This window comes from uncultured Erythrobacter sp., from assembly GCF_947499705.1.
GTDB lineage: Bacteria > Pseudomonadota > Alphaproteobacteria > Sphingomonadales > Sphingomonadaceae > Erythrobacter.
The window spans coordinates 2,617,916-2,637,307 of the sequence record NZ_CANMPJ010000001.1; the positions used below are offsets into that span (position 1 = coordinate 2,617,916).

Here is a 19,392-nt window from a genome sequence, read left to right on the forward strand (position 1 = left end):
TTGTTCGCGCAATCAAGATGATTGACGGCGCAATGATCAGTCTAAGGCAATGTGGGTCGATGTGGGAAGGCGTTTTCGCTAAGCTTCCGTGGACTCGTTGTTTATAGCGGTCGAAATCGACTGGAAATCAGGCCGATGTCAGGTCGGGATCAGGCCAAAATCAGGAAAGTGAGAGCCGCCGTGCCCCAGAAAAATGACGGATCTGCGTTCGATGCGACCGAGCCGTTTCGCGCGTTTTTCGATATGCAGGGTGAAACCATGCGGGAAATGTTCACGCAGGCGATGGCCGGAAAGATGCCCGACATGGCTTCTGCCAGCGGCAGCGAAGAATCAGCCGGTGCCAGTTCTCTGCCGGGGGCACTCAACCCGGCAGACATGGCCGAATGGGCCAAAGCCAGCACTGAAATGCAAAAGATGTGGCTGGAGTTCGTGACGCATCAGGCGGGCCAGGCAGCGGCCAAGGCAACGGATGGGGCCAACCTGATGGATCCCGCGCAGTGGCTTACAATCTCCAAAGGCATGCTGAAGCAGCTACCGGGTGCCACATTCGAAGGCACGACCAAGCTGGCGCAGGATTCCATGCATCTATGGCAGGGCGTGCTGAGCCGCTTCGTCGCGTCGGCTGCTACCGGCGGAGCAGATGAAAGCGATCCGGCTGCCGCTCTGCCGCACAAGGACCGCCGCTTTGCCGATCCCGCCTGGAGTGAGCATCCGGCATTCGCCCTGCTCCACCAGACCTATCTGATGCTGACCGAGTATTTCCAGCAATCTGTGAAGGCGATGGGCGGCCTCGACAATGAAAAGCGCAAGCAGCTGCAATTCGCGGTCAGCGCGTTGTCGGAAGCCATGAGCCCGGCGAATTTCCTTCTGACCAACCCGGTGGTGATGAAGCGCACCATCGATACGCGCGGGCAAAACCTGGTGCGCGGCATGCGGCACCTGATCAACGATCTGAAGCGCGGGCAATTGACCCACACCGATACCAATGCCTTCACGCTGGGCGAAAACCTGGCCGCGACGCCGGGCAAGGTGGTGCACGAGACACCGCTCTATCAGCTGGTGCAATACTCGCCGTCGACCAAGGACGTGTACGAAGTGCCGCTGGTGATCTTCCCACCATGGATCAACCGCTTCTACATTCTCGACCTGACGCCAAAGAAGAGCTTCATCAAATGGGCGGTCGATCAGGGGATCACAGTGTTCGTGGTCAGCTGGAAATCCGCCGACGAAACGCTCGCCGACGTGGTGTGGGACGACTACATTCGCGGGCAGATCGAAGCAATCGACACGGTCCGGGACCGGCTGAAAGTACCGAGCGCCCACACCATCGGCTATTGTGTGGCGGGCACCACGCTCGCGGCAACCCTGGCCATCCTTGCCCGGAGGGGTGAGGCGGACAAGGTCAAATCAGCGACCTTCTTCACCGCGCAGGTGGATTTCGAAAAGAGCGGCGAACTCAAACATTTCATCGAAGACAGCCATATCGAGATGATCGGGCAGCTTTCGCCCAAGGGCTATCTCGATGGGCGCTATCTGGCCGCGACATTCAACGCACTGCGCGGCAAGGACCTGATCTGGAATTACGTCGTCAACAATTACCTGCTCGGCGAAGACTATCCCGCGTTCGACCTGCTCCACTGGAACGGCGATGTCACCAACCTGCCGGCCAAGTGGCACAATGATTACCTGCGCGATCTCTACCGCGACAACAAATTGGTCGTGCCGGACGAGATGTCCGCCGACGGCACGAAGATTGACTTGGCCAAGGTTGAAGCCCCGTGCTTCATCCAAGCGGGCCGCGAAGATCACATTGCGCCTGCGGAAAGCGTATGGCGCGCGACGCAGCACTTCTCTGGCCCCGTCGAATTCCTGCTGGCCGGTTCGGGCCACATTGCAGGCGTGGTCAATCCTCCTGTCGCCAACAAATACCAATATTGGGTCGGCGACAGCGATGCGCCTTCTCTGAGCGCCTATATAGAAAGCGCCGAAGAACATCCGGGCAGCTGGTGGCCGCACTGGCTGGCTTGGCTGGAAGGGCAGGACAATACCCGCGTCCCGGCCACTGGAAAACGCAAGCCCGGAGGGCGCGGCGACACGGTCATAGAGGACGCCCCAGGACGCTATGTGAAAACGCGTTAGCGGCGATTTGCGCGAACAGAATTTTTCGAAAATCGCCGCTACTGCGCAAGTTTTCGGTGAATTATCCTGATTTTCCAATCGCTTCACGCATCAATTGTGCAGTGCACAAAAACCTTGACTTCGCATCTGCAATCGCTATTTTGTGCAGTGCAACATGAAGCGAGGATTTTATGGCTGACGCCAACACTCAATCGAAGATCGATGCTGCCGCAGAGAAAGCATACGAAGAAGCTGCTGCCAAAAAGGCGAGCGCTGAGAAAGTAGCTGAAGCGGTCGCAGTCGATGCGCCCAAGCCCGCCCCAAAGGTCGCGGCTGTCAAGAAAGCTGTCGCTGCTCCGGCCAAGAAGCCTGCTGCGAAGAAAGCCCCGGTCGCGAAGAAAGTCGCTGCAAAGCCAGCAGTCAAGAAAGCGCCCGCGAAGAAGGCTCCGGCAAAGACCGCTGCCAAGAAAACCCCAGCACGCAAGCCTGCTGCAAAGAAGGCCGTCGCCGCGAAAACCAAGACCGCTCTAAAGAAGGCGGCTCCGAAAACCACAACTGCAACCAACCCAGTTACCAAGCTTAAGGACACTATCATGGCCACTGCTGAAAAAACCGACATCACCGCATCCGCCAAGGAAATGGCTGCCGACGTGCAAGAGCGCGTGAAGACTGCCTACGCCAAGGGCGGCGAGTTCGCTGGCGAACTGGGCGACTTCAACAAAGCCAACGTCGAAGCTGTCGTTGAAAGCGGCAAGATCTTCTTCGCCGGCGCCCAGGAGCTCGTGAAGGGTGACATCGAAACCGGCAAGACTGTCGTTGAGACCGTCACCGAAGACGCCAAGAAGATGACCGCCGTTAAGTCGCCGTCCGAACTCATGCAGTTCCAGGGCGAACTCGCACGTCGCAACTTCGACGCCGTCGTTTCGTTCGGCTCGCAGCGCACCGAAGCGCTGGTGAAGCTCTACAACGACGCTTTCGCTCCGATTTCGAACCGCGTTAGCGTTGCTGCCGAGAAGATCTCGAAAGCTGCCTAACCTACCAAGTTTCTAAGCCGGGCCTCTCCTCTCTCTCCCAAACCCGGTTTACGAAAGCGCGCCGTTCAGGCGCATGGGCCGGATGGACCGAATGGGTCCGTCCGGCCCTTTGCTTTTCGCCAAATATTCTCCCGCGTTGGAGAATCCTTGCGAATGCCCAAACGAATCCCATAATGGAGAGCCGATGCTCGCCCCTTCTCCTTCTTTTGCGGAATACGCAGCCCTGCCTGAGCTGGCCCAGCCTGAACTGGACCAGCCTGTTGCGGCGGACGATGGGGATTCCGACAAAGATGGCGGTAGCGACAGCGAAACCGGCGTAGCGACCAAGACCCGGACCAAGCCGAAGAAGCCGAGCCAGTACAAAGTGCTGATGCTCAATGACGATTACACGCCGATGGAATTCGTGGTGATGGTGCTAAAGCGCTTCTTCAGCATGGATCTGGAACAGGCCACACGTGTGATGCTGCACGTCCATCAAAAGGGCGTCGGCGTGTGCGGTATCTTCCCCTACGAAGTCGCCGAGACCAAGGTGAACCAGGTGATGGACTTCGCCCGGCAGAACCAGCACCCGCTGCAATGCACGCTTGAAAAGGCGTGAGCCTATTCGGCGGTCATCCGGAACCCGATCCGGTCGGCCTCGGTCAGGAAAGCGTGTGGGATTACCCTCGCCCCGCCATTGCCGAACCCACCGAGCGGCGCATCCAGATTGTCCATAACAGCGTCGAACTGGTCGATAGCCGATCCGCCTACCGCACGCTCGAAACCAGCCATCCGCCGACCTACTACATCCCGCAATCCGACATCGCGATGGAGCACCTGCAACCGAACCCGCGCCGCACGATGTGCGAATGGAAGGGGCAGGCGAATTACTGGGACATTGTAATCGGAGACACGCGGCTGGAGGCAGTCGCGTGGTCCTATCCCAGCCCGACACCCGGCTTTGCGCCCATCAAGGACTACCTCGCATTCTACCCCGATCCGCTCGACCGATGCATGGTCGATGGCGAGGTCATCACACCGCAGCCGGGCAGCTTTTACGGCGGCTGGATCAGCCAGTACGAAGCCGGTCCGTTCAAGGGCATTCCCGGCAGCCGCTACTGGTAGCGGAAGTCCAAGTTCAGCACTGGTCAACAGGCGCTCGCACATCACCCCATGACCGCGCCGGAATTTCGCGCTAAGGCGCGACCTGCAACTGCGAGAACTAAGGCAACGTACCGAAGTGTTCAGCTTCATCCCCAGCGTCGACCGGTACATTTTCCGGCTGGTGATATTCCCGATGATCGGGGTGTTCGCGCTCGCCGCCTCGCTGTTGCTGCTCGACAAGATGCTGCGGCTGTTCGATTTCGTCGCGGTGGAAGGCGGCCCGGTTGGCGTCGTCTTCAAGATGCTCGGCGCGCTCATTCCGGAATATGCCAGCCTCGCCATCCCGCTTGGCCTACTGCTTGGCGTCCTGCTGGCCTTCCGCCGATTGGCAACGTCGAGCGAGCTCGATGTGATGCGCGCGGTTGGCCTGTCCTATTGGCGCTTGCTGCGTGTACCCTACGCAATCGCAATCATCCTGATGGGCGTGAACATCGCTTTGGTGTTCTACATCCAGCCGGTCAGTCGTTACTATTACGAGCAGATGGAATACGAGCTGCGTTCCGGCGCGCTTGGAGCGTCGATCAAGGTTGGCGAATTCACCACCCTGGCAGACCGCATGGCGCTTCGGATCGAGGAAAGCGAAGACGATGGTCGCCGCCTGATCGGCATTTTCGCCCGTGTCGCCAATGAACGTGATCAGGTGCTATCGATCAGCGCGCGCGAAGGCGCCTTTCTGGCCACCAGCGATGATCCCGATACCATCATCCTGCGCCTGACCGACGGGACCATCGTGCAAGACACCGGCAGCAAGACCCCGCGCGTGCTCTCCTTCAGCCGTCACGACTTGCCGATCGACTTGCCTGCAATCGAGGAGTTCCGCGCCCGCGGCGACGCGACCCGCGAGTATATCCTGCCCGAATTGCTCCGCATCGGCTGGAGCGAAGAAAGTCAGGTCGAGCAGCGCGATGCGAGCCAGGCGACCTTCAATTTCCGATTGGTCGAGATTGTGATGATGCTGCTGATGCCGTTGCTCGCGCTTTCGCTTGCGATACCGCCCAAACGATCGACCAGCGCGCTCGGCGTATTTGTCTCGATTGTGATGGTGGTTTCGTATCACAAGGTGAACCAATACGGCGAAGACATCGCCTCGCTTGGGCGGGTCGACCCAATCATTGCGCTATGGGGGCCGTTCTTCATCTTCGCGAGCCTGATCTTGTGGATGTATTACCGCGTGGCGCATGTGCCCGGCGGGCAGCCAATCGGCGCGCTGGAAACGGTGTTCGCCAAGATCAGCAAACGCATCGGAAAGCTGTTTTCGCGCAATGGCGCGCGCCCAAAAACACCACCACTGCGTGACACGCAAATGGCACCGGCAGAATAGGCCCGGCACCCGCTTCCCATGCAGCTCGACTTTTTCCCTTCACGCACCCTGACCACGTATCTGGCCAAGATGTTCATCGTCCGCATTTTTGCGGTGCTGGTGATGCTGGTGCTGGTGCTGATGGCGCTCGACTTGCTCGGGTCGACCGGCAAGATCCTGGAGCCTGAAGGCAACGGACAGGCCGAGCTGATCAAGTATGCCAGCCTGCGAATACCGCAGTTAATTGCGAGGTTCCTGCCCTATTCGGTGCTGCTGGCGACGCTGATCACACTCGTGACGCTCAACCAGAACAGCGAAGTGGTGGCGATGAAAGCGGCAGGGCTTTCGGCGCATCAGGTGCTTGCGCCGCTTCTGCTTACCGCTGGTGTAGTCGCCCTAGTCAGCTTTGCCTTTAATGAGCGGCTCGTGACGCGCGCCAATGCAACGCTGAAGGCCTGGGAAGCAGCCGATTACGGCACAATCCCAGAAGAAACCGGGGTGCGCGCCAATGTCTATCTGACCGACGGCTCCAACATTCTGACCGCATCCTCTCTGGTGGGAACGGGCGAGGGAATCGAGCTCGACGATGTCACGTGGTACGAGCGCGCGCCGGGCGGGATCATCAGCAAGCAGATCCGTGCTACCGGCGCGACCTATGCTGGCCCCGGATGGGCGCTCGCAAACCCGGTCCGCTTCGATGTCGGCAGCGCGGAAACCGAGGAGGTCGAAGGGCTGATCGTCGGCGAAAGTCTGACACCCGAGCAGATCGACCTGCAATCGATCGACCCCGACGCGCAGTCGTTCTTTGAGTTATCGGAGACAATCGACGCCTTCGAAGCGGCAGGCCGGCGCACCACTGAAATGCGCGCCAAATGGTGGCACCGGATATCCGGGCCGTTGTCGGCGTTTCTGATGCCCTTACTCGGTTCAATCGCAGCGTTCGGCCTCGCCCGTTCGGGACAGCTGTTTGTCCGAGCGATCATCGGCATGGCACTGGGGTTTGCGTATTTTGTGGTCGACAATGCCGCGCTGGCGATGGGAAGTTTCGGCGGATATCCGCCCTTCCTCGCCGCATGGGCGCCGTTCTTCCTGTTCTTGCTGGTGGGTGAAACGGTCCTCATCCGCACCGAAGAGTGAGCGAGTTTACGATCCGCCTTGCGCGGCCCGGAGACGCAGCGGACTTTTTCAGGGTCGAAGACGACGCGGCGGAACTGCTGCGGAGCGAGCCTTTGCTTGAAGGCATCCCGATCCCGCCCACAACCACCGCAGATCATCATGCCAAAGTGATCGCGATGCGCCGCTCGCTGACTGCGCTGGTTGGGGACGAGATCGTCGGCTTCGCCGAATCCGGTCAGGTCGGGCGGGAATTGCACTTGCACGAAATGAGCGTCGCACGCGCACATCAGGGGCGCGGGATCGGTATGACTCTGCTCCGGGCACTCAAGATAGATGCGCGCAATTCAGGTTTCAGAGCGATCACGCTCAACACCTTTCGCGACGTGCCATGGAACGCACCGTTCTACGCCAGGCACGGCTTTGTCGAAGTGACAGAGTTTGAAGGCCGGCCCCATCTCGCTCAATCGCTCGCCAGTGCCGTCGAACTAGGCATACCGGCCGAAACCCGCTGCGCGATGATCTGCTTTCTGGATCAGGCCTCGTAGGGCGTTTTGCGCGTTAGCCAACACGCGCTATGATACGGGAGAAACCCTAGGAGACCCCCGCCATGAACCGTTTCGCGCTGACTGGAGCACTTGCACTGGGGCTGACCCTGGCGGCCTGCAATAATGAGCCTGAGGAAGAGACTGGCTCCAGCGACGACAGTGTCGCGCCGGCGGAAAACGACACAGTCGATGGCGACGAAATCGTCGGCGAAGGACCGAGCGACGATGCAACGCCCTATGCCGGGACGACGGGCGGCTCGAATGCGAGTTCCGGCGGAAGTTCGGGAAGCGGCACTGGCGCTGTTTCGAGCGGCAATAGTGGCAACGCTGGTGGAGGGTCGAGAGCGATACCCGGAACGGGCGGCAAAGATGGTGTCGTAAGCGGGTCGAGCGGTGGAACGGCTAGCACCATGACCAAAGGCGGAAGCGACAATGTTGGCACTCGCCCGCCCAAAGGTTCGAAATTGCAAAAGGCCGATCCGCGCTAGGACCGGCGCAAGGCGTCAACGGCGCGTCAGCCGCGCATCATCGTGCTGCGAGCAATGCGTCCGACCAGCGGCAGCATCCCGCCATGGTTCGCGCCTTCATAGGTCGAACCTGTACCGAGCTGCCCCGCCAGGCGCCGATGCGCCTCGGGTAGGTCGTGATACGGCATCGATGGCATCAGATGGTGGAGAGCGTGATAGCGCAGTCCAACCGGCGCCCATATCTCCGCAGCGACACCCGGCGGCGGCACGTTGACGCTGTCGAGATATTGCGCGGTCACCGTCATCGGCTCGCCTTCATTCTCCCAAAGGTGCGCGACAAGAGTGCGCAGCTGGTTGAGCGTCGCGGTGAGCGAAAGGATCGCAAGCGCCACCAGCAAAGGTTTCCAGCCCAGAACCTGAGTGCTGCCCAGCAAAGTCCATGACCACACGAACACTCCAAACTCCTGCCATGCGACCCGTTTCCTGAAGTCGCCTTCTGGTGGCTTGCGGCGAAAATCAGGGTTGATGGAAAGCGACGAGGCGCGCTCCCAGATCAAACGGCGCACGGCCGGGATCACCGCGCCAAGTGGCACAAGGATCGCCGCGCGGATCATCAACCCAATCGGTGCGAGCAAGGCCACCAACACGAAGGCGGGCAGGCTCCACGGTTTCATCAGCGCCAGCGGAAGGTATTCCGGGTCTTCGATCGTGCCATATTGCGTGCGCTTGTGATGGATCACATGAACGCCTTCATACATGAAGCTGGGCGTGAGCAGGGGGATGCCGACCAACAGGTTCCAGCCCGTGCGGAAGCCCGGCAGCGCGTCCTTCTTGATATGCGTCAGCTCGTGGATGAACATCAGCGAGCGGTACAGCGCCAAGGCTGCGATCAATCCGGCTACGATTGCCAGTGCGATATTGTCGGCAAGGATCGCAGTGGCAATTCCGGCATAGCCCACGCCGGTCGAAATCAGCATGTCGGGCCAATAAATGCTCGGCTTGGCCTCTCCCAAATCCTTGGTCAGGTCGCGCGCCGCGCGCAGCATATCCTTGTCGTCTTCAGTCTGGAACTGCGCACGCGTCGCGGGGCCGCCTTCTCGGGCAGTCGCGGTCGCGGGATCAAGGCTGTGCTGTACGTTCATCGTGTATTTCTCGGCTGCGCCCTTACAGCAAAACGCACGGGCGAGACAAATGCGTCTTGTTGGCAAGAGTGATCGACTGGGTTGCACGTATCGCCTTGGGGCGACACACACGCATTGACATAACTCAATACGGGATAGGCAGCGTGACGGACGCGGAGATAAGTATCGAAGCAGTGAGCGGCAAGCGCGGCAGGGCGCGATTTGTCGATCTGGGGCGCGTTTTCTCCGCGCGGCTGGAGAATTTCGTCCCGCAATTGCGCGGTGAGCAGCTCGAACTGGTGAATCCCGACAAGAACCCGTTTTTTGGCCATGCGCGCGCGCAGTTCTTCATCGCGCAACGCGGCGGGAAGCAAGTCGGACGCATCTCGGCTCATATCGATGAAATGGCGCTCACCATGCCGGCCGAGCAGGGCTTCGGCCCCGGCACCGGGTTCTTCGGGTATTTCGATGCTGAAGACGACGCGGTGGCAGCGACCCTGCTGCAAACGGCCGAGAAATGGCTGCGCGACCAAGGCATGAACCGCGTCGTCGGCCCGATTTCGCTATCGGTGTGGGAAGAGCCGGGCCTGCTGGTCAGCGGGCAGGATCATCCACCCATGCTGATGATGGGGCACCATCCGGCGCATTATGCAGGCTGGATCGAAGCACGCGGGTATGAACGCGCCAAGACGCTCTATACGTACGATCTCGACATCCAGGGCGACTTCACTCCGCTGATCCAGCGCATCATCAAATCGGGAGAGCGCAACGAACGGATCAATGTTCGCCGGGTCGACAAGTCACGCTGGGACGAAGAAGCAGCAATCGTTCTTTCGATCCTGAACGATGCCTGGTCGGACAATTGGGGCTTCGTGCCCTTCACGCCGGAAGAAGTCGCCTATGCCGGCAAGAAGCTGAAACCGATAATCTTTGAAGAACTCAACATGATCGCCGAAGTCGATGGAAAGCCCGTTGCCTTCATGCTGACCTGGCCCGATATGAATGACGCGCTCGCCAAGATCGATGGCAAGCTGTTCCCGTTTGGATGGTTCCATATGCTGCGCTGGCTTAGGGGGCCGCGTGGATCGGGCATGCGCGTGCCATTGATGGGTGTGCTGAAAGAGCTGCACAATTCGCGGCTCGCCAGCCAGCTCGCTTTCATGATGATCGAATATATTCGACGCGAAGCGACCGGAAAATTCGAGGCCACGCGCGGCGAGCTGGGCTGGGTTCTCGAAGACAATCAGGGCATGCTGGCGATCGCCGATACGATCAAGAGCAAGGTCAATCGCGAATACGCGATCTACGAAAAGCCGCTCGCCTGATCGAACCGCCCCAAACCGAACAGATCAGAGTACCGCAAGAAAAAAGGCCTCCACTTGGGAAAGTGGAGGCCTTTCGGGATCGTATCACCAACCGCTTGGACGGGAGGGGGGTCTCGGCGGTGATATAGTACAAATGCACGTCTCAAAAAGCGGTTCCCGCCGTTTCAATTTTTTCTTCGAGTGCTTCAAAAGGCTCTGACCTCAGGTGGTTCTGCCACTTTGAGGAGACGACAGAGCAATCACGCGCTATGGCCGCGAATCATGGGTTTAACAGGCGCGTCCCCGCGGCGTGCGATGAATGAGGATCGCTATGAGTTTGGGCCAGCAGGTAGCCACCAACCTCCCTTTTCTACGCCGCTATGCCCGCGCGCTGACCGGCTCGCAGGCAACAGGTGATGCGTTTGTTCGCGCCACGCTTGAGGCTGCGCTGGAAGACGAAGAATTGAAGGCCTCGCTCGATGGCGGCCGGATCCCGCTTTACCGCGCTTTCAACAAGGTCTGGTCCAGCGCGTATCTCCAGATCGAAAACGAGGGCGCTGCGTCAAGCGAGCACGAACTCGGGGCGCAGGATAGCCTCGGCACGATCACACCGCTCAATCGCCAGGCGCTGCTCCTCACCACGCTAGAGGATTTTTCGGCAGCACAGGCTGCTGAAATCATGGATCTGGAGCCATCGGAAATCGAGGCGCTCGTAAGCGAAGCGGTGAGCGAGATTGATCGCGAGCAGGCAACCTCGGTGTTGATCATCGAAGACGAACCGCTGATTTCGATGCAACTTGAAGACATGGTCCAATCGCTCGGCCACGAAGTCTATGGCACTGCCGCGACCCGGACTCAGGCGCAAGAGATCGTCGCAAACGGAAACCCCGGTCTTGTGCTGGCTGACATCCAGCTCGCAGATGGATCATCGGGGCTGGACGCGGTCGATGACATTCTTGCGATTGGCAGCGTCCCGGTGATCTTCATCACGGCGTTCCCCGAACGTCTGCTGACCGGCGATCGCCCGGAGCCGACCTACCTCGTGACGAAGCCTTTCGAAGAACGCACCGTACGCGCGGCAATCAGCCAGGCGCTGTTCTTCGGATCGAGCAAACCGCTCGCGTAAACTTCAGCTGCCGGGCCGGTCCTGGCGAATCTGAAAATCGCTCAGCCGGCGGATCGGGACCCGCATGATACAACGGACGCCTTGCGGGTCGAAATCCAGCTGAACCGGCTGCTTTAGCTCGAGCGCCACGATCTTCTCGATCAGATCTGTGCCAAAACCGCGCTCGCGTGACGCGCTGACGACGGGTCCTTCCCGTTCGCACCACTCAACCTCGGCCAGTTCCTCGTCGACGAGCCTCCAGGTGACCGAAACCGATCCGCCTGCGACACTCAAAGCGCCAAACTTGGCGGCGTTGGTTCCCAACTCGTGCACGGCCAGTCCGAACGACAAAGCGTTGTTCGGGGCCAGCTCCACTGCTGGACCTTCGAGCGTCATCGCATGATCGCTGACGGCGTTGAAATGCTGGAGCTCTGCTTCGATCACCGCCCGTAGCGGAATCGTGCCCCAATCGGACCGAGTGAGCAGATCATGCGTCGCCGACAGTGCGCGGATGCGCCCATCGAGACTATCCGCAAACTCATCAAGATCGTTTGTGCGGCGGCGCGTCAAAGACATGATCGAAAGCACGTTGGCGAGAGTGTTCTTGACCCGGTGGTTCAGCTCGCGCGTCAGCGAATTTCGGATCGAATACTGCTCTTCGAAAAAGGCTAGCCGGGTCTGATCTTCCAAGGCTTGCTGGGTCTGAAGCCGCACCAGCAGCATGAGCAGGCTAGCCACGGCAATCCCGAACAGCAGCGTCACCATCGATAGCGGCGCAAGCGTCTTGATCCGGGGTGAATCGACCACCAGAAGCAGTTGGCGATTGGCAATCGTGACCAGCTGCTCCACCTGCCGCCGACCTGGATTGTCGAGGCTGCGTGAAACGAGCAGATTGTCGGTGCCAGCCTCGCCATCATAGAGCCGCACACCGAGTTCGCTGGGTTCGGCAAGGTCGATGGCGGAATCGAGAAACCGCGCCGCGTTGAACGGGCTGTAGACGAAGCCAGCCAGCTGCTGATCACTCTCGACCGCTTTGTAGACCGGCATGAAGATCAGGAAACCCGGCGCTTCATCTGCCCCTTCCTGAGCAAGCACAACGCGTCCCGACGCAGTGGGTCGGACCGTCCGGCGTGCTTCCTCCAACGCTGCGGCGCGCACGGGATCGGAATACATGTCAAATCCCAGCGCCCGGCGGTTTCGCTCGGTGTCAGGGGAGAAATAGGTGACCGGGGCAAGCGGGCTAGTAGGTGTGCCGGGATTGGGCCGCACACCTTCAAACGCATCATGGGCGGCGCGATTGCGAGCGAGATAGTCGGTAAAGTCATCAGGCTGCACAACTTCGATCCAGCCAATCCCTTCAGCGCCGCGATATTCGACATCGAGCCTTAGCTCGGCCACGAATTGGCGGAACATCTGAGGGCGCACCTCATCGAAGCTTGAGAAAAACGCCGCGCCCGCGCGAATGTAGGAGGAATAGCTGTTGCCCCGACGTTCAAGGGCCGAAGCCACTGACGTGGCGTACTCCTCAACTTGGGCGTTCTCCCGAGCTCGCGCATTGCTTTCGATCGCGAACACACTGAGAGCGGTAATCGCTGCGATGGCTAGAAAGATGGCAATGGGGACCGCGCGCGGATAGCGGACCAGCCAGCGCCGGGCGCGACTGATCGACGGAGCTTCGCTGTCCAAATTTGCGTCTTCTCTCATTGACCCCACAATCCCTGAGTGTTTGAGGGAACCGAGGAAGCGCTTGATCGTTCCCATTTTGCCCGAGTTCGATGTGTCACACTATCCGCTGGGCAACTACGACATCGAGCGACGGAGAACGGGACCAAGGGTGGTCGAAGAGGCGCATGACATCCGACAAGAAATCGACTGAGACCGCTTCAGACGGTGACCTGGCATCGAAAGATGGCCAGTCTCCCGAATGGGCGAACGGCCTGAAGCAGCTCTACGACTCGGTCGTGGACGAGCCGCTGCCCGATGCGTTCAAGGATCTTCTCGACAAGCTGGATGACGTCGATTCCGCAGACGATGCGCCAAATGCCGCCGAGGGCGGTGGCGATTCTTGATGGCGGACAAGAAAGAAATTCCCAGCCGAACGCCGAGTGAGAAGGCAGACTTCAAGCGAGAGCTTACCGAAGTCGTGCCGCATCTGCGTGCGTTTGCACGCGGGCTGTGCGGCCGTCCCGACATGGCTGACGATCTGGTGCAGGAAGCGCTACTGAAAGCGTGGGCCGCGCAAGATCGCTTCGAACCGGGCACATCCATGCGTGCATGGACATTCGTGATCCTGCGCAATGCTTATCTCACCGACATGCGCCGGAACCGGTTTCGCGGCGAATATGATGAAGGCGTGGCCGAGCGCATCCTAACGGCACCCGCAGGCCAGGAAGAACCGATCCACCTGTCGGACATGCATCGCGCTTTGCTGACATTGCCACCCGAACGGCGCGAGGCGCTGTTGCTCGTCGGCGCGGGCGGCTTCTCTTACGAAGAAGCTGCGCAGATCTGCGGCTGCGCCGTGGGCACGATCAAGAGCCGCGTGGGCCGCGCGCGGGCCACGCTGAACTCGATGCTTGCCGAAGGCGACATCCCGCAGCGTTCAATCGGCGACGATATAGCGCACCGCGCAATTCTGGAAGAGCTGGATGAAGTCGCGGCTGGCAACGGGGCGACGGCGAAGACGTAAACTAGAGTCAGGCCCCTATTCGCCGTCTGTTCCGCCGGCTCCACGATCCACTGCTGAAGTCACTGCAACATTCATCGTCACATTGGCCAGCGTACGCATGATGTCCGGCAGCATTTCAACGGCGACCAGCAGAGCGAGCGGCTCGATCGGGACGCCCATCGCGAGCGCGATCGGACCGATTGAGACCACGAAGCTGATCGAACCGGGCAGGCTCACGGAGCCGATGCTGATGATCACTGCGACCGCGATCCCGACCACTACAAGCGGCAAAGAGACTTCAACGCCCGCCAGCGTGGCAACATAGAGCGCGACCGCAAGGTTCATCGCAACACTCGTCGAGCGGAAGATCGCCACCGCCAGCGGCAAGACGAACTCGCTGGTGCTGTCGCGCAGCTTCAGGCGGGTCGCGCTGTCCAGCATGGCAGGCAGGCTGGCGAGCGAACTTTGCGTTGAAATCGCCACCGCCTGTGCCGGAACGACCGCGCTCGCAAACCGCAGCGGATTGATGCCACCCAAGAGCCACGCAAGCAGATATGCGAGCACAAGAATGAAGCCGCCCATCGCCGATACGATCAAGATGTAATGCGCCAGTGCCGCAAATGCGCCGCCTCCGCTGCGCAGTCCCACACCGAATGCCAGCGCCAGAACGCCAAGTGGAGCAAGCCACAACACCCAGCCGATGATCAGTAGCATTGCATTGGCGATTGCATGGAAGAAACCGAGCAATGTGTCGCTCTGCCCCTCAGGCAAGCGCGTGATCGCGACCGCAAACAGAGCGAAGAAGATGGTCAACGGCAACATCGCGGTCTCCGCAGCCGCGGCGATCACGTTCGGCGCAACCAGGGAAGCCAGAAAATCAAGCGCGCCCGGCACTTGCTGTTCACCCTCCGGCACTTCCGCGAGAAATCCGGCGGCCGCTTCTGGTATTGGAATGGCTTGCAGCACCAAAGGCATGACGAGCGCGGTGAAAATGCCGCCCGCGATCAGCACACCAAATACTAGGGTTAGGAACTTGGCCGCAGCCGCCCCGGCACGCGCTGCTCCGATCATCTGCGCTATGCCGAGCACCAACAGGCTCGCCACCAGTGGAATGATCGTCATTTGCAAAGCGCGCAGCCACAGGCTGCCCACCAGCGCTACGGTTTCGCGCAGCCATTCCGGCAATCCGCCGCCCGCGAACGCCACGCCCAGCCCAAGGCCGATGATGAGCGCTGCAAACGTCAGCATCACTGGCAGTCGGATCGTCACCAGCTCGAAACGCTGATCAAGTGCGGGAACCGCGACTTCGCCCTTATCGGTCAACAATTTGGTCCTTTGTCACGGCCTGAGCCCTTCCCTTTGCGAGATAACCGCGCCAGAAGCGCCTGACAAATCGAGCGGCAAACCAACAAGGGGCTAAACCCGCAATGTCACGCAAGTTCTTCGGCACCGATGGGATCAGGGGCCGCACCAATGCAGGGGTAATGACCGCCGAAACCGCAATGAAGGTGGGGCAGGCAGCTGGACGGCACTTCGTGCGCGGAGGACACCGGCACCGGGTCGTGATCGGCAAGGATACGCGCCTGTCGGGCTACATGATGGAAAGCGCTCTCGTTGCGGGATTCACCAGCGTCGGCATCGACGTGATCATGACCGGGCCGCTCCCCACCCCCGCCATCGCCCTGCTGACGCGCGAGATGCGCGCCGATATGGGCGTGATGATCTCCGCCAGCCACAATCTTTTCGCCGACAACGGGATCAAGTTGTTCGGCCCCGACGGGTTCAAACTTTCCGACGAAGCGGAGCTGGAAATCGAGCGGCTGATGCAGACCGACATTCCGCTTGCTCCGGCAGAGAAGATCGGACGCGCACGGCGGATCGACGATGCGCGCGGGCGCTACATCCACGCCATCAAGGATTCGGTCGCCTCCGAAGTCCGCTTTGACGATCTCAAGGTCGTGGTCGATTGCGCCAATGGAGCCGCCTATCAGGTCGCTCCTTCCGCGATCTGGGAACTGGGCGCGGAAGTCATCACTTTGGGCGTCACACCCAACGGCACCAACATCAATGACGGTGTCGGCTCGACCGCGATCGAAGCGTTGCAGGCAAAGGTAGTCGAAGAAGGCGCCGATATCGGGATCGCGCTCGATGGTGATGCCGACCGCTTGATCGTGGTCGACGAGAAGGGACGCGCAGTCGACGGCGATCAGATCATGGCCTTGATCGCGACCCGTATGCACGAAAAGGGCGCGCTCACCGGCGGCGGCGTGGTTTCTACAGTGATGTCGAACCTCGGACTTGAGCGCTATCTGGGTGCGCGAGGTCTATCGCTTGAACGCACCAAAGTCGGTGACCGCTATGTCTTGGAGCGCATGAAGCAAGGTGGCTTCAATGTCGGCGGCGAGCAATCGGGTCATATGATCCTGCTCGACCATGCGACGACAGGCGACGGCAGCGTGGCCGCCCTGCGCGTACTCACCAGCCTTGTCCGCGCGCAAAAGCCGGCAAGCGAGATTTTGCACCTGTTCGATCCGGTGCCGCAGCTGCTCAAGAATGTCCGCTACGAAGGCGGTGCGCCGCTGGATAACGACACAGTCAAATCGGTGATCGCCGACGCTGAGGGTGAACTCGAAGGCAAAGGCCGCCTGGTCATCCGCCCATCCGGCACCGAGCCGGTGATCCGCGTGATGGCCGAGGGCGACGATTCCGCGCAAGTCGAGCAAGTTGTCGACAGGGTGTGCGATGCGGTTCGCGCAGCGGCTTAGGAGGCACAGACATGCTTGAAATGCGCCCCGATTGCGAACGCTGCGGCACCGATTTGCCCGCCGAAGCCCCCGGCGCATTTATTTGCAGCTTCGAATGCACATTCTGCGCGCCGTGTGCCGAAGAGCTCGACGATGCCTGCCCCAATTGCGGGGGTGAGCTGATGGATCGTCCCACCCGCGCCAAGGCTCTTCACGAAAAGTTCCCGCCTTCTACCGCGCGTAAGTTCGCAGGCTAGGAGACAATGCCCAGCCTGCCCCGGATCGCGCTGCAATCGCTCCCGCTCACGCTGTTTCTGATGGTGTGCTCGGTCGGGCTGGTGGCGCTGTCGGCGATCCCCTCGATTGGTGTGCAATTGGGGCCGCTCGTATGCGAAGCGGGTGAGACGATGGTCTACGAAACGACCCGCTGGTCTAGCCCCGGGAAATCGGGCGAGAGCGTCGCGTACTTCTGCGAGAGTGAAACCGGCCGCACCCCTGCCGACACGTCACAGATCATCTTCTGGGCCGCCATCGCCTATGTCGTGCTCTGGATGCTGATTGTCTGGCCAATCGTAACTCTGTTTCGATACCGCTCGGCCCGGAACGAGCAGCGCCTCAGCCGCGAAGGCATTCCGGCGAGCGCGACAATCCAGTCGGTCCAGCAGACCAATATGGTCGTGAACCGCATGCCTGTGCTCAGAATCACACTGAAGGTTGAACCCGACGGTCGGCCCCCATTCGAAACGACCATGCGCCGAACGACCCCGGAGATCTTCATTCCCTATCTGCAACCGGGCCGCACTGTTCCCGTCCTGCTTGATCCCAGCAAGCCCAGCAAAGTGATCCTGCGTTTCGACGAGATCGCACAGCATTCGATCGCGGCTGACGCTGCCCATGCAGACCAAGACGAGGGCCTCGAAACCCTCCGCTCACTCAAAACGATGCTCGACGAAGGCCTGATCGAACAGAGCGAATACGACGCCAAGAAGACCGAAATCATGGAGCGGATGTGAGCAAGCCGCTGCCCCGTATCCTGTCGATCGCCGGTTCGGACTCCTCCGGCGGCGCGGGGATTCAGGCCGATATCAAGACCATCTCGATGCTTGGCGGCTATGCGATGACAGCGATCACCGCCGCAACCGCGCAGAACAGCATCGGCGTGCAAGCCATCACCCCGCTGTCGGGCGAATTTGTCGCAACCCAGATCCGCTCCTGCATCGACGATATCGGCGTCGACGCGATCAAGATCGGGATGCTGCACGATGCCGATATCATCGCGCACACGGCCAAGGCTCTGGCCGATGTCGATGCGCCAATCGTGCTCGACCCGGTGATGATCGCAACCTCCGGCGCGGCTCTGATCGACCAGACCGCGATTGCGGCCATGCGCGATCAGCTGTTCCCCCTCGCGACCTTGCTCACGCCCAACCTGCCCGAGCTTGAACTGTTGACCGACACCCAGCCGCGCACAGCCGAGGCCATGGGCGAAGCGGCGATGACGCTGGCAGACAAGTTCGATTGCCACGTTCTCGCCAAGGGCGGACACACGCAAGACAAGCGAATCTTCGACGTATTGGTCGGCCCTGCAAGCCGCGCGGTCTCATTCGACCATGCACGGATCGACACGCCGCACACCCACGGCACAGGCTGCACGCTGTCATCGGCCATCGCCACGCTGATTGGACACGGCCAACCGCTTGAGCATGCCGTGCGGTTGGGTCGCCGCTTTGTGGTCTCGGCCATCGAAGCCGCGCCGGGTTTTGGCGCTGGCAACGGGCCGCTTGGCCATCAGGCAGTCAGAAGTCTGAAATAGGACCCGAGGGTCCGCTCAGCCATCCAGCTCATAAAACTCGGCGATATGCGCCCATGCTTCATCAGCTGTCTCACACCAGTGAAACAGGTCGAGATCCTTTTTCGAGATCGTGCCTTCTTCGGCAATCGCTTCGAAATCGACGACGCGAGTCCAGAAATCCTTGCCGAACAACAGGATCGGGATCGGTTTCATCTTGCCGGTCTGGATCAGCGTCAGCAGCTCGAAGAACTCATCGAATGTCCCGAAACCGCCGGGGAATACCGCTACCGCCCTTGCCCGCAGCAGGAAGTGCATCTTGCGCAGCGCAAAGTAGTGAAAGTTGAGTGACAGATAGGGCGTCACATAAGAGTTGGGCGCCTGCTCGTGCGGCAGGATGATGTTAAGACCGATCGATTCACTGCCTGCGTCGCTCGCGCCGCGATTGGCGGCCTCCATGATCGAGGGGCCACCACCAGAGCAGACAACGAACTGCCGCTTGCCATCTTCGATGATCGCCTTTTCGGAAACCATCTTCGCGAGCCTGTGCGCCTCGTCGTAATATTTTGCTTTGTCGGCAAGCCGCTGCGCGACCTTCTGGTCCCACTCGTCACCGTCTTTGGCCGCATCGATCTTGGTCTGCGCCTGCTCCGGCGAAGGAATGCGCGCCGAACCATACATCACCATAGTCGAGCCGACGCGAGCTTCATCGAGCAACATTTCCGGCTTAAGCAACTCAAGCTGAAAACGCACCGGACGCAGCTCGTCGCGCAGCATGAAATCATGGTCGCGGAATGCCAGCTTGTAGGCGGGATGCTCGGTTTGCGGCGTGCGCTCCGGGCTTTCTTCGGCGAAACGGCTCTCTTCGCCTGCGCGATAGAACTTGCGGTCGGTTAGATCTTTATCTGTCATGACCGGCACTTAGGCGGGCCGGATGA

At 60.3% G+C, this 19,392-nt stretch carries 20 protein-coding genes; 16 read left to right on the forward strand and 4 right to left on the reverse strand.

Annotated elements, in window-relative coordinates:
* The first annotated feature begins 267 nt into the window (after window positions 1-267).
* The 8 genes from Q0837_RS12235 (at window position 268) to Q0837_RS12270 (ending at window position 7,744) form a co-directional block, all read left to right on the forward strand.
* Entirely contained in the window at window positions 268-2,139 is a 1,872-nt protein-coding gene (locus tag Q0837_RS12235) for a class I poly(R)-hydroxyalkanoic acid synthase (protein WP_298469901.1), read from the forward strand.
* Window positions 2,140-2,309: 170 nt separating this feature from the next.
* The gene (locus Q0837_RS12240; protein ID WP_298469462.1) at window positions 2,310-3,152 is read left to right on the forward strand and encodes a phasin family protein; all 843 of its coding nucleotides are present in this window, start codon (window positions 2,310-2,312) and stop codon (window positions 3,150-3,152) included.
* A gap of 184 nt (window positions 3,153-3,336) precedes the next feature.
* Window positions 3,337-3,750: an ATP-dependent Clp protease adapter ClpS gene (gene clpS, locus Q0837_RS12245; RefSeq protein ID WP_298469465.1), complete on the forward strand. Its 414-nt coding sequence runs from the start codon at window positions 3,337-3,339 to the stop codon at window positions 3,748-3,750.
* Window positions 3,747-4,256 (forward strand): DUF427 domain-containing protein, encoded by a 510-nt coding sequence (locus Q0837_RS12250; protein WP_298469468.1) that lies wholly within the window; start codon window positions 3,747-3,749, stop codon window positions 4,254-4,256. The genes clpS and Q0837_RS12250 overlap by 4 nt, the downstream gene beginning before the upstream one ends.
* Before the next feature lie 115 nt (window positions 4,257-4,371).
* The gene (locus Q0837_RS12255; RefSeq protein WP_298469470.1) at window positions 4,372-5,616 is read left to right on the forward strand and encodes an LptF/LptG family permease; all 1,245 of its coding nucleotides are present in this window, start codon (window positions 4,372-4,374) and stop codon (window positions 5,614-5,616) included.
* An 18-nt stretch (window positions 5,617-5,634) separates the two neighbouring features.
* Window positions 5,635-6,732: an LPS export ABC transporter permease LptG gene (gene lptG / locus Q0837_RS12260; RefSeq protein WP_298469472.1), complete on the forward strand. Its 1,098-nt coding sequence runs from the start codon at window positions 5,635-5,637 to the stop codon at window positions 6,730-6,732.
* Window positions 6,729-7,256, forward strand: a complete 528-nt coding sequence (locus Q0837_RS12265) for a GNAT family N-acetyltransferase (protein ID WP_298469474.1) — start codon at window positions 6,729-6,731, stop codon at window positions 7,254-7,256. The genes lptG and Q0837_RS12265 overlap by 4 nt, the downstream gene beginning before the upstream one ends.
* Window positions 7,257-7,318: 62 nt before the next feature.
* Window positions 7,319-7,744: a hypothetical protein gene (locus tag Q0837_RS12270; protein WP_298469477.1), complete on the forward strand. Its 426-nt coding sequence runs from the start codon at window positions 7,319-7,321 to the stop codon at window positions 7,742-7,744.
* Window positions 7,745-7,770: 26 nt separating this feature from the next.
* Here the strand turns inward: Q0837_RS12270 and Q0837_RS12275 are convergent, their stop codons facing one another.
* Window positions 7,771-8,865, reverse strand: coding sequence for a fatty acid desaturase (locus tag Q0837_RS12275; protein WP_298469479.1), 1,095 nt, complete (start codon window positions 8,863-8,865; stop codon window positions 7,771-7,773).
* Between the two features lie 143 nt (window positions 8,866-9,008).
* Between Q0837_RS12275 and Q0837_RS12280 the strand changes: the two genes are divergently transcribed.
* The gene (locus Q0837_RS12280) at window positions 9,009-10,169 is read left to right on the forward strand and encodes an N-acetyltransferase (protein WP_298469481.1); all 1,161 of its coding nucleotides are present in this window, start codon (window positions 9,009-9,011) and stop codon (window positions 10,167-10,169) included.
* A gap of 310 nt (window positions 10,170-10,479) precedes the next feature.
* Window positions 10,480-11,274: a response regulator gene (locus tag Q0837_RS12285; RefSeq protein WP_298469483.1), complete on the forward strand. Its 795-nt coding sequence runs from the start codon at window positions 10,480-10,482 to the stop codon at window positions 11,272-11,274.
* 3 nt (window positions 11,275-11,277) lie between these two features.
* Here Q0837_RS12285 and Q0837_RS12290 read toward each other — a convergent pair whose 3' ends face one another.
* Window positions 11,278-12,957: a CHASE domain-containing protein gene (locus Q0837_RS12290; RefSeq protein WP_298469486.1), complete on the reverse strand. Its 1,680-nt coding sequence runs from the start codon at window positions 12,955-12,957 to the stop codon at window positions 11,278-11,280.
* 146 nt (window positions 12,958-13,103) lie between these two features.
* Between Q0837_RS12290 and Q0837_RS12295 the strand changes: the two genes are divergently transcribed.
* The gene (locus Q0837_RS12295; protein ID WP_298469487.1) at window positions 13,104-13,322 is read left to right on the forward strand and encodes a NepR family anti-sigma factor; all 219 of its coding nucleotides are present in this window, start codon (window positions 13,104-13,106) and stop codon (window positions 13,320-13,322) included.
* Complete coding sequence (locus tag Q0837_RS12300) at window positions 13,322-13,942, forward strand: sigma-70 family RNA polymerase sigma factor (RefSeq protein ID WP_298469489.1); 621 nt, start codon at window positions 13,322-13,324, stop codon at window positions 13,940-13,942. The genes Q0837_RS12295 and Q0837_RS12300 overlap by 1 nt, the downstream gene beginning before the upstream one ends.
* 15 nt (window positions 13,943-13,957) lie before the next feature.
* On the opposite strand, the gene Q0837_RS12305 is transcribed toward Q0837_RS12300, so the two are convergent.
* The gene (locus Q0837_RS12305) at window positions 13,958-15,244 is read right to left on the reverse strand and encodes a cation:dicarboxylase symporter family transporter (protein WP_366519676.1); all 1,287 of its coding nucleotides are present in this window, start codon (window positions 15,242-15,244) and stop codon (window positions 13,958-13,960) included.
* A gap of 104 nt (window positions 15,245-15,348) precedes the next feature.
* On the opposite strand from Q0837_RS12305, the gene glmM reads away from it, so the two are divergent.
* Genes glmM through thiD form a run of 4 tightly spaced genes read left to right on the forward strand, consistent with a single transcriptional unit; the run spans window position 15,349 to window position 18,478 of the window.
* On the forward strand, window positions 15,349-16,686 hold the full coding sequence (glmM, locus tag Q0837_RS12310; RefSeq protein ID WP_298469491.1) for a phosphoglucosamine mutase: 1,338 nt from the start codon (window positions 15,349-15,351) through the stop codon (window positions 16,684-16,686).
* Between the two features lie 11 nt (window positions 16,687-16,697).
* Complete coding sequence (locus Q0837_RS12315) at window positions 16,698-16,922, forward strand: DUF1272 domain-containing protein (protein WP_298469492.1); 225 nt, start codon at window positions 16,698-16,700, stop codon at window positions 16,920-16,922.
* Window positions 16,923-16,928: 6 nt separating this feature from the next.
* Window positions 16,929-17,678, forward strand: coding sequence for a DUF3592 domain-containing protein (locus tag Q0837_RS12320; RefSeq protein WP_298469493.1), 750 nt, complete (start codon window positions 16,929-16,931; stop codon window positions 17,676-17,678).
* Window positions 17,675-18,478, forward strand: a complete 804-nt coding sequence (gene thiD, locus Q0837_RS12325; RefSeq protein WP_298469495.1) for a bifunctional hydroxymethylpyrimidine kinase/phosphomethylpyrimidine kinase — start codon at window positions 17,675-17,677, stop codon at window positions 18,476-18,478. Before Q0837_RS12320 ends, thiD begins: the two co-directional genes overlap by 4 nt.
* A 15-nt stretch (window positions 18,479-18,493) precedes the next feature.
* Here the strand turns inward: thiD and Q0837_RS12330 are convergent, their stop codons facing one another.
* On the reverse strand, window positions 18,494-19,366 hold the full coding sequence (locus Q0837_RS12330; protein WP_298469497.1) for an LOG family protein: 873 nt from the start codon (window positions 19,364-19,366) through the stop codon (window positions 18,494-18,496).
* Window positions 19,367-19,392 lie beyond the last annotated feature (26 nt).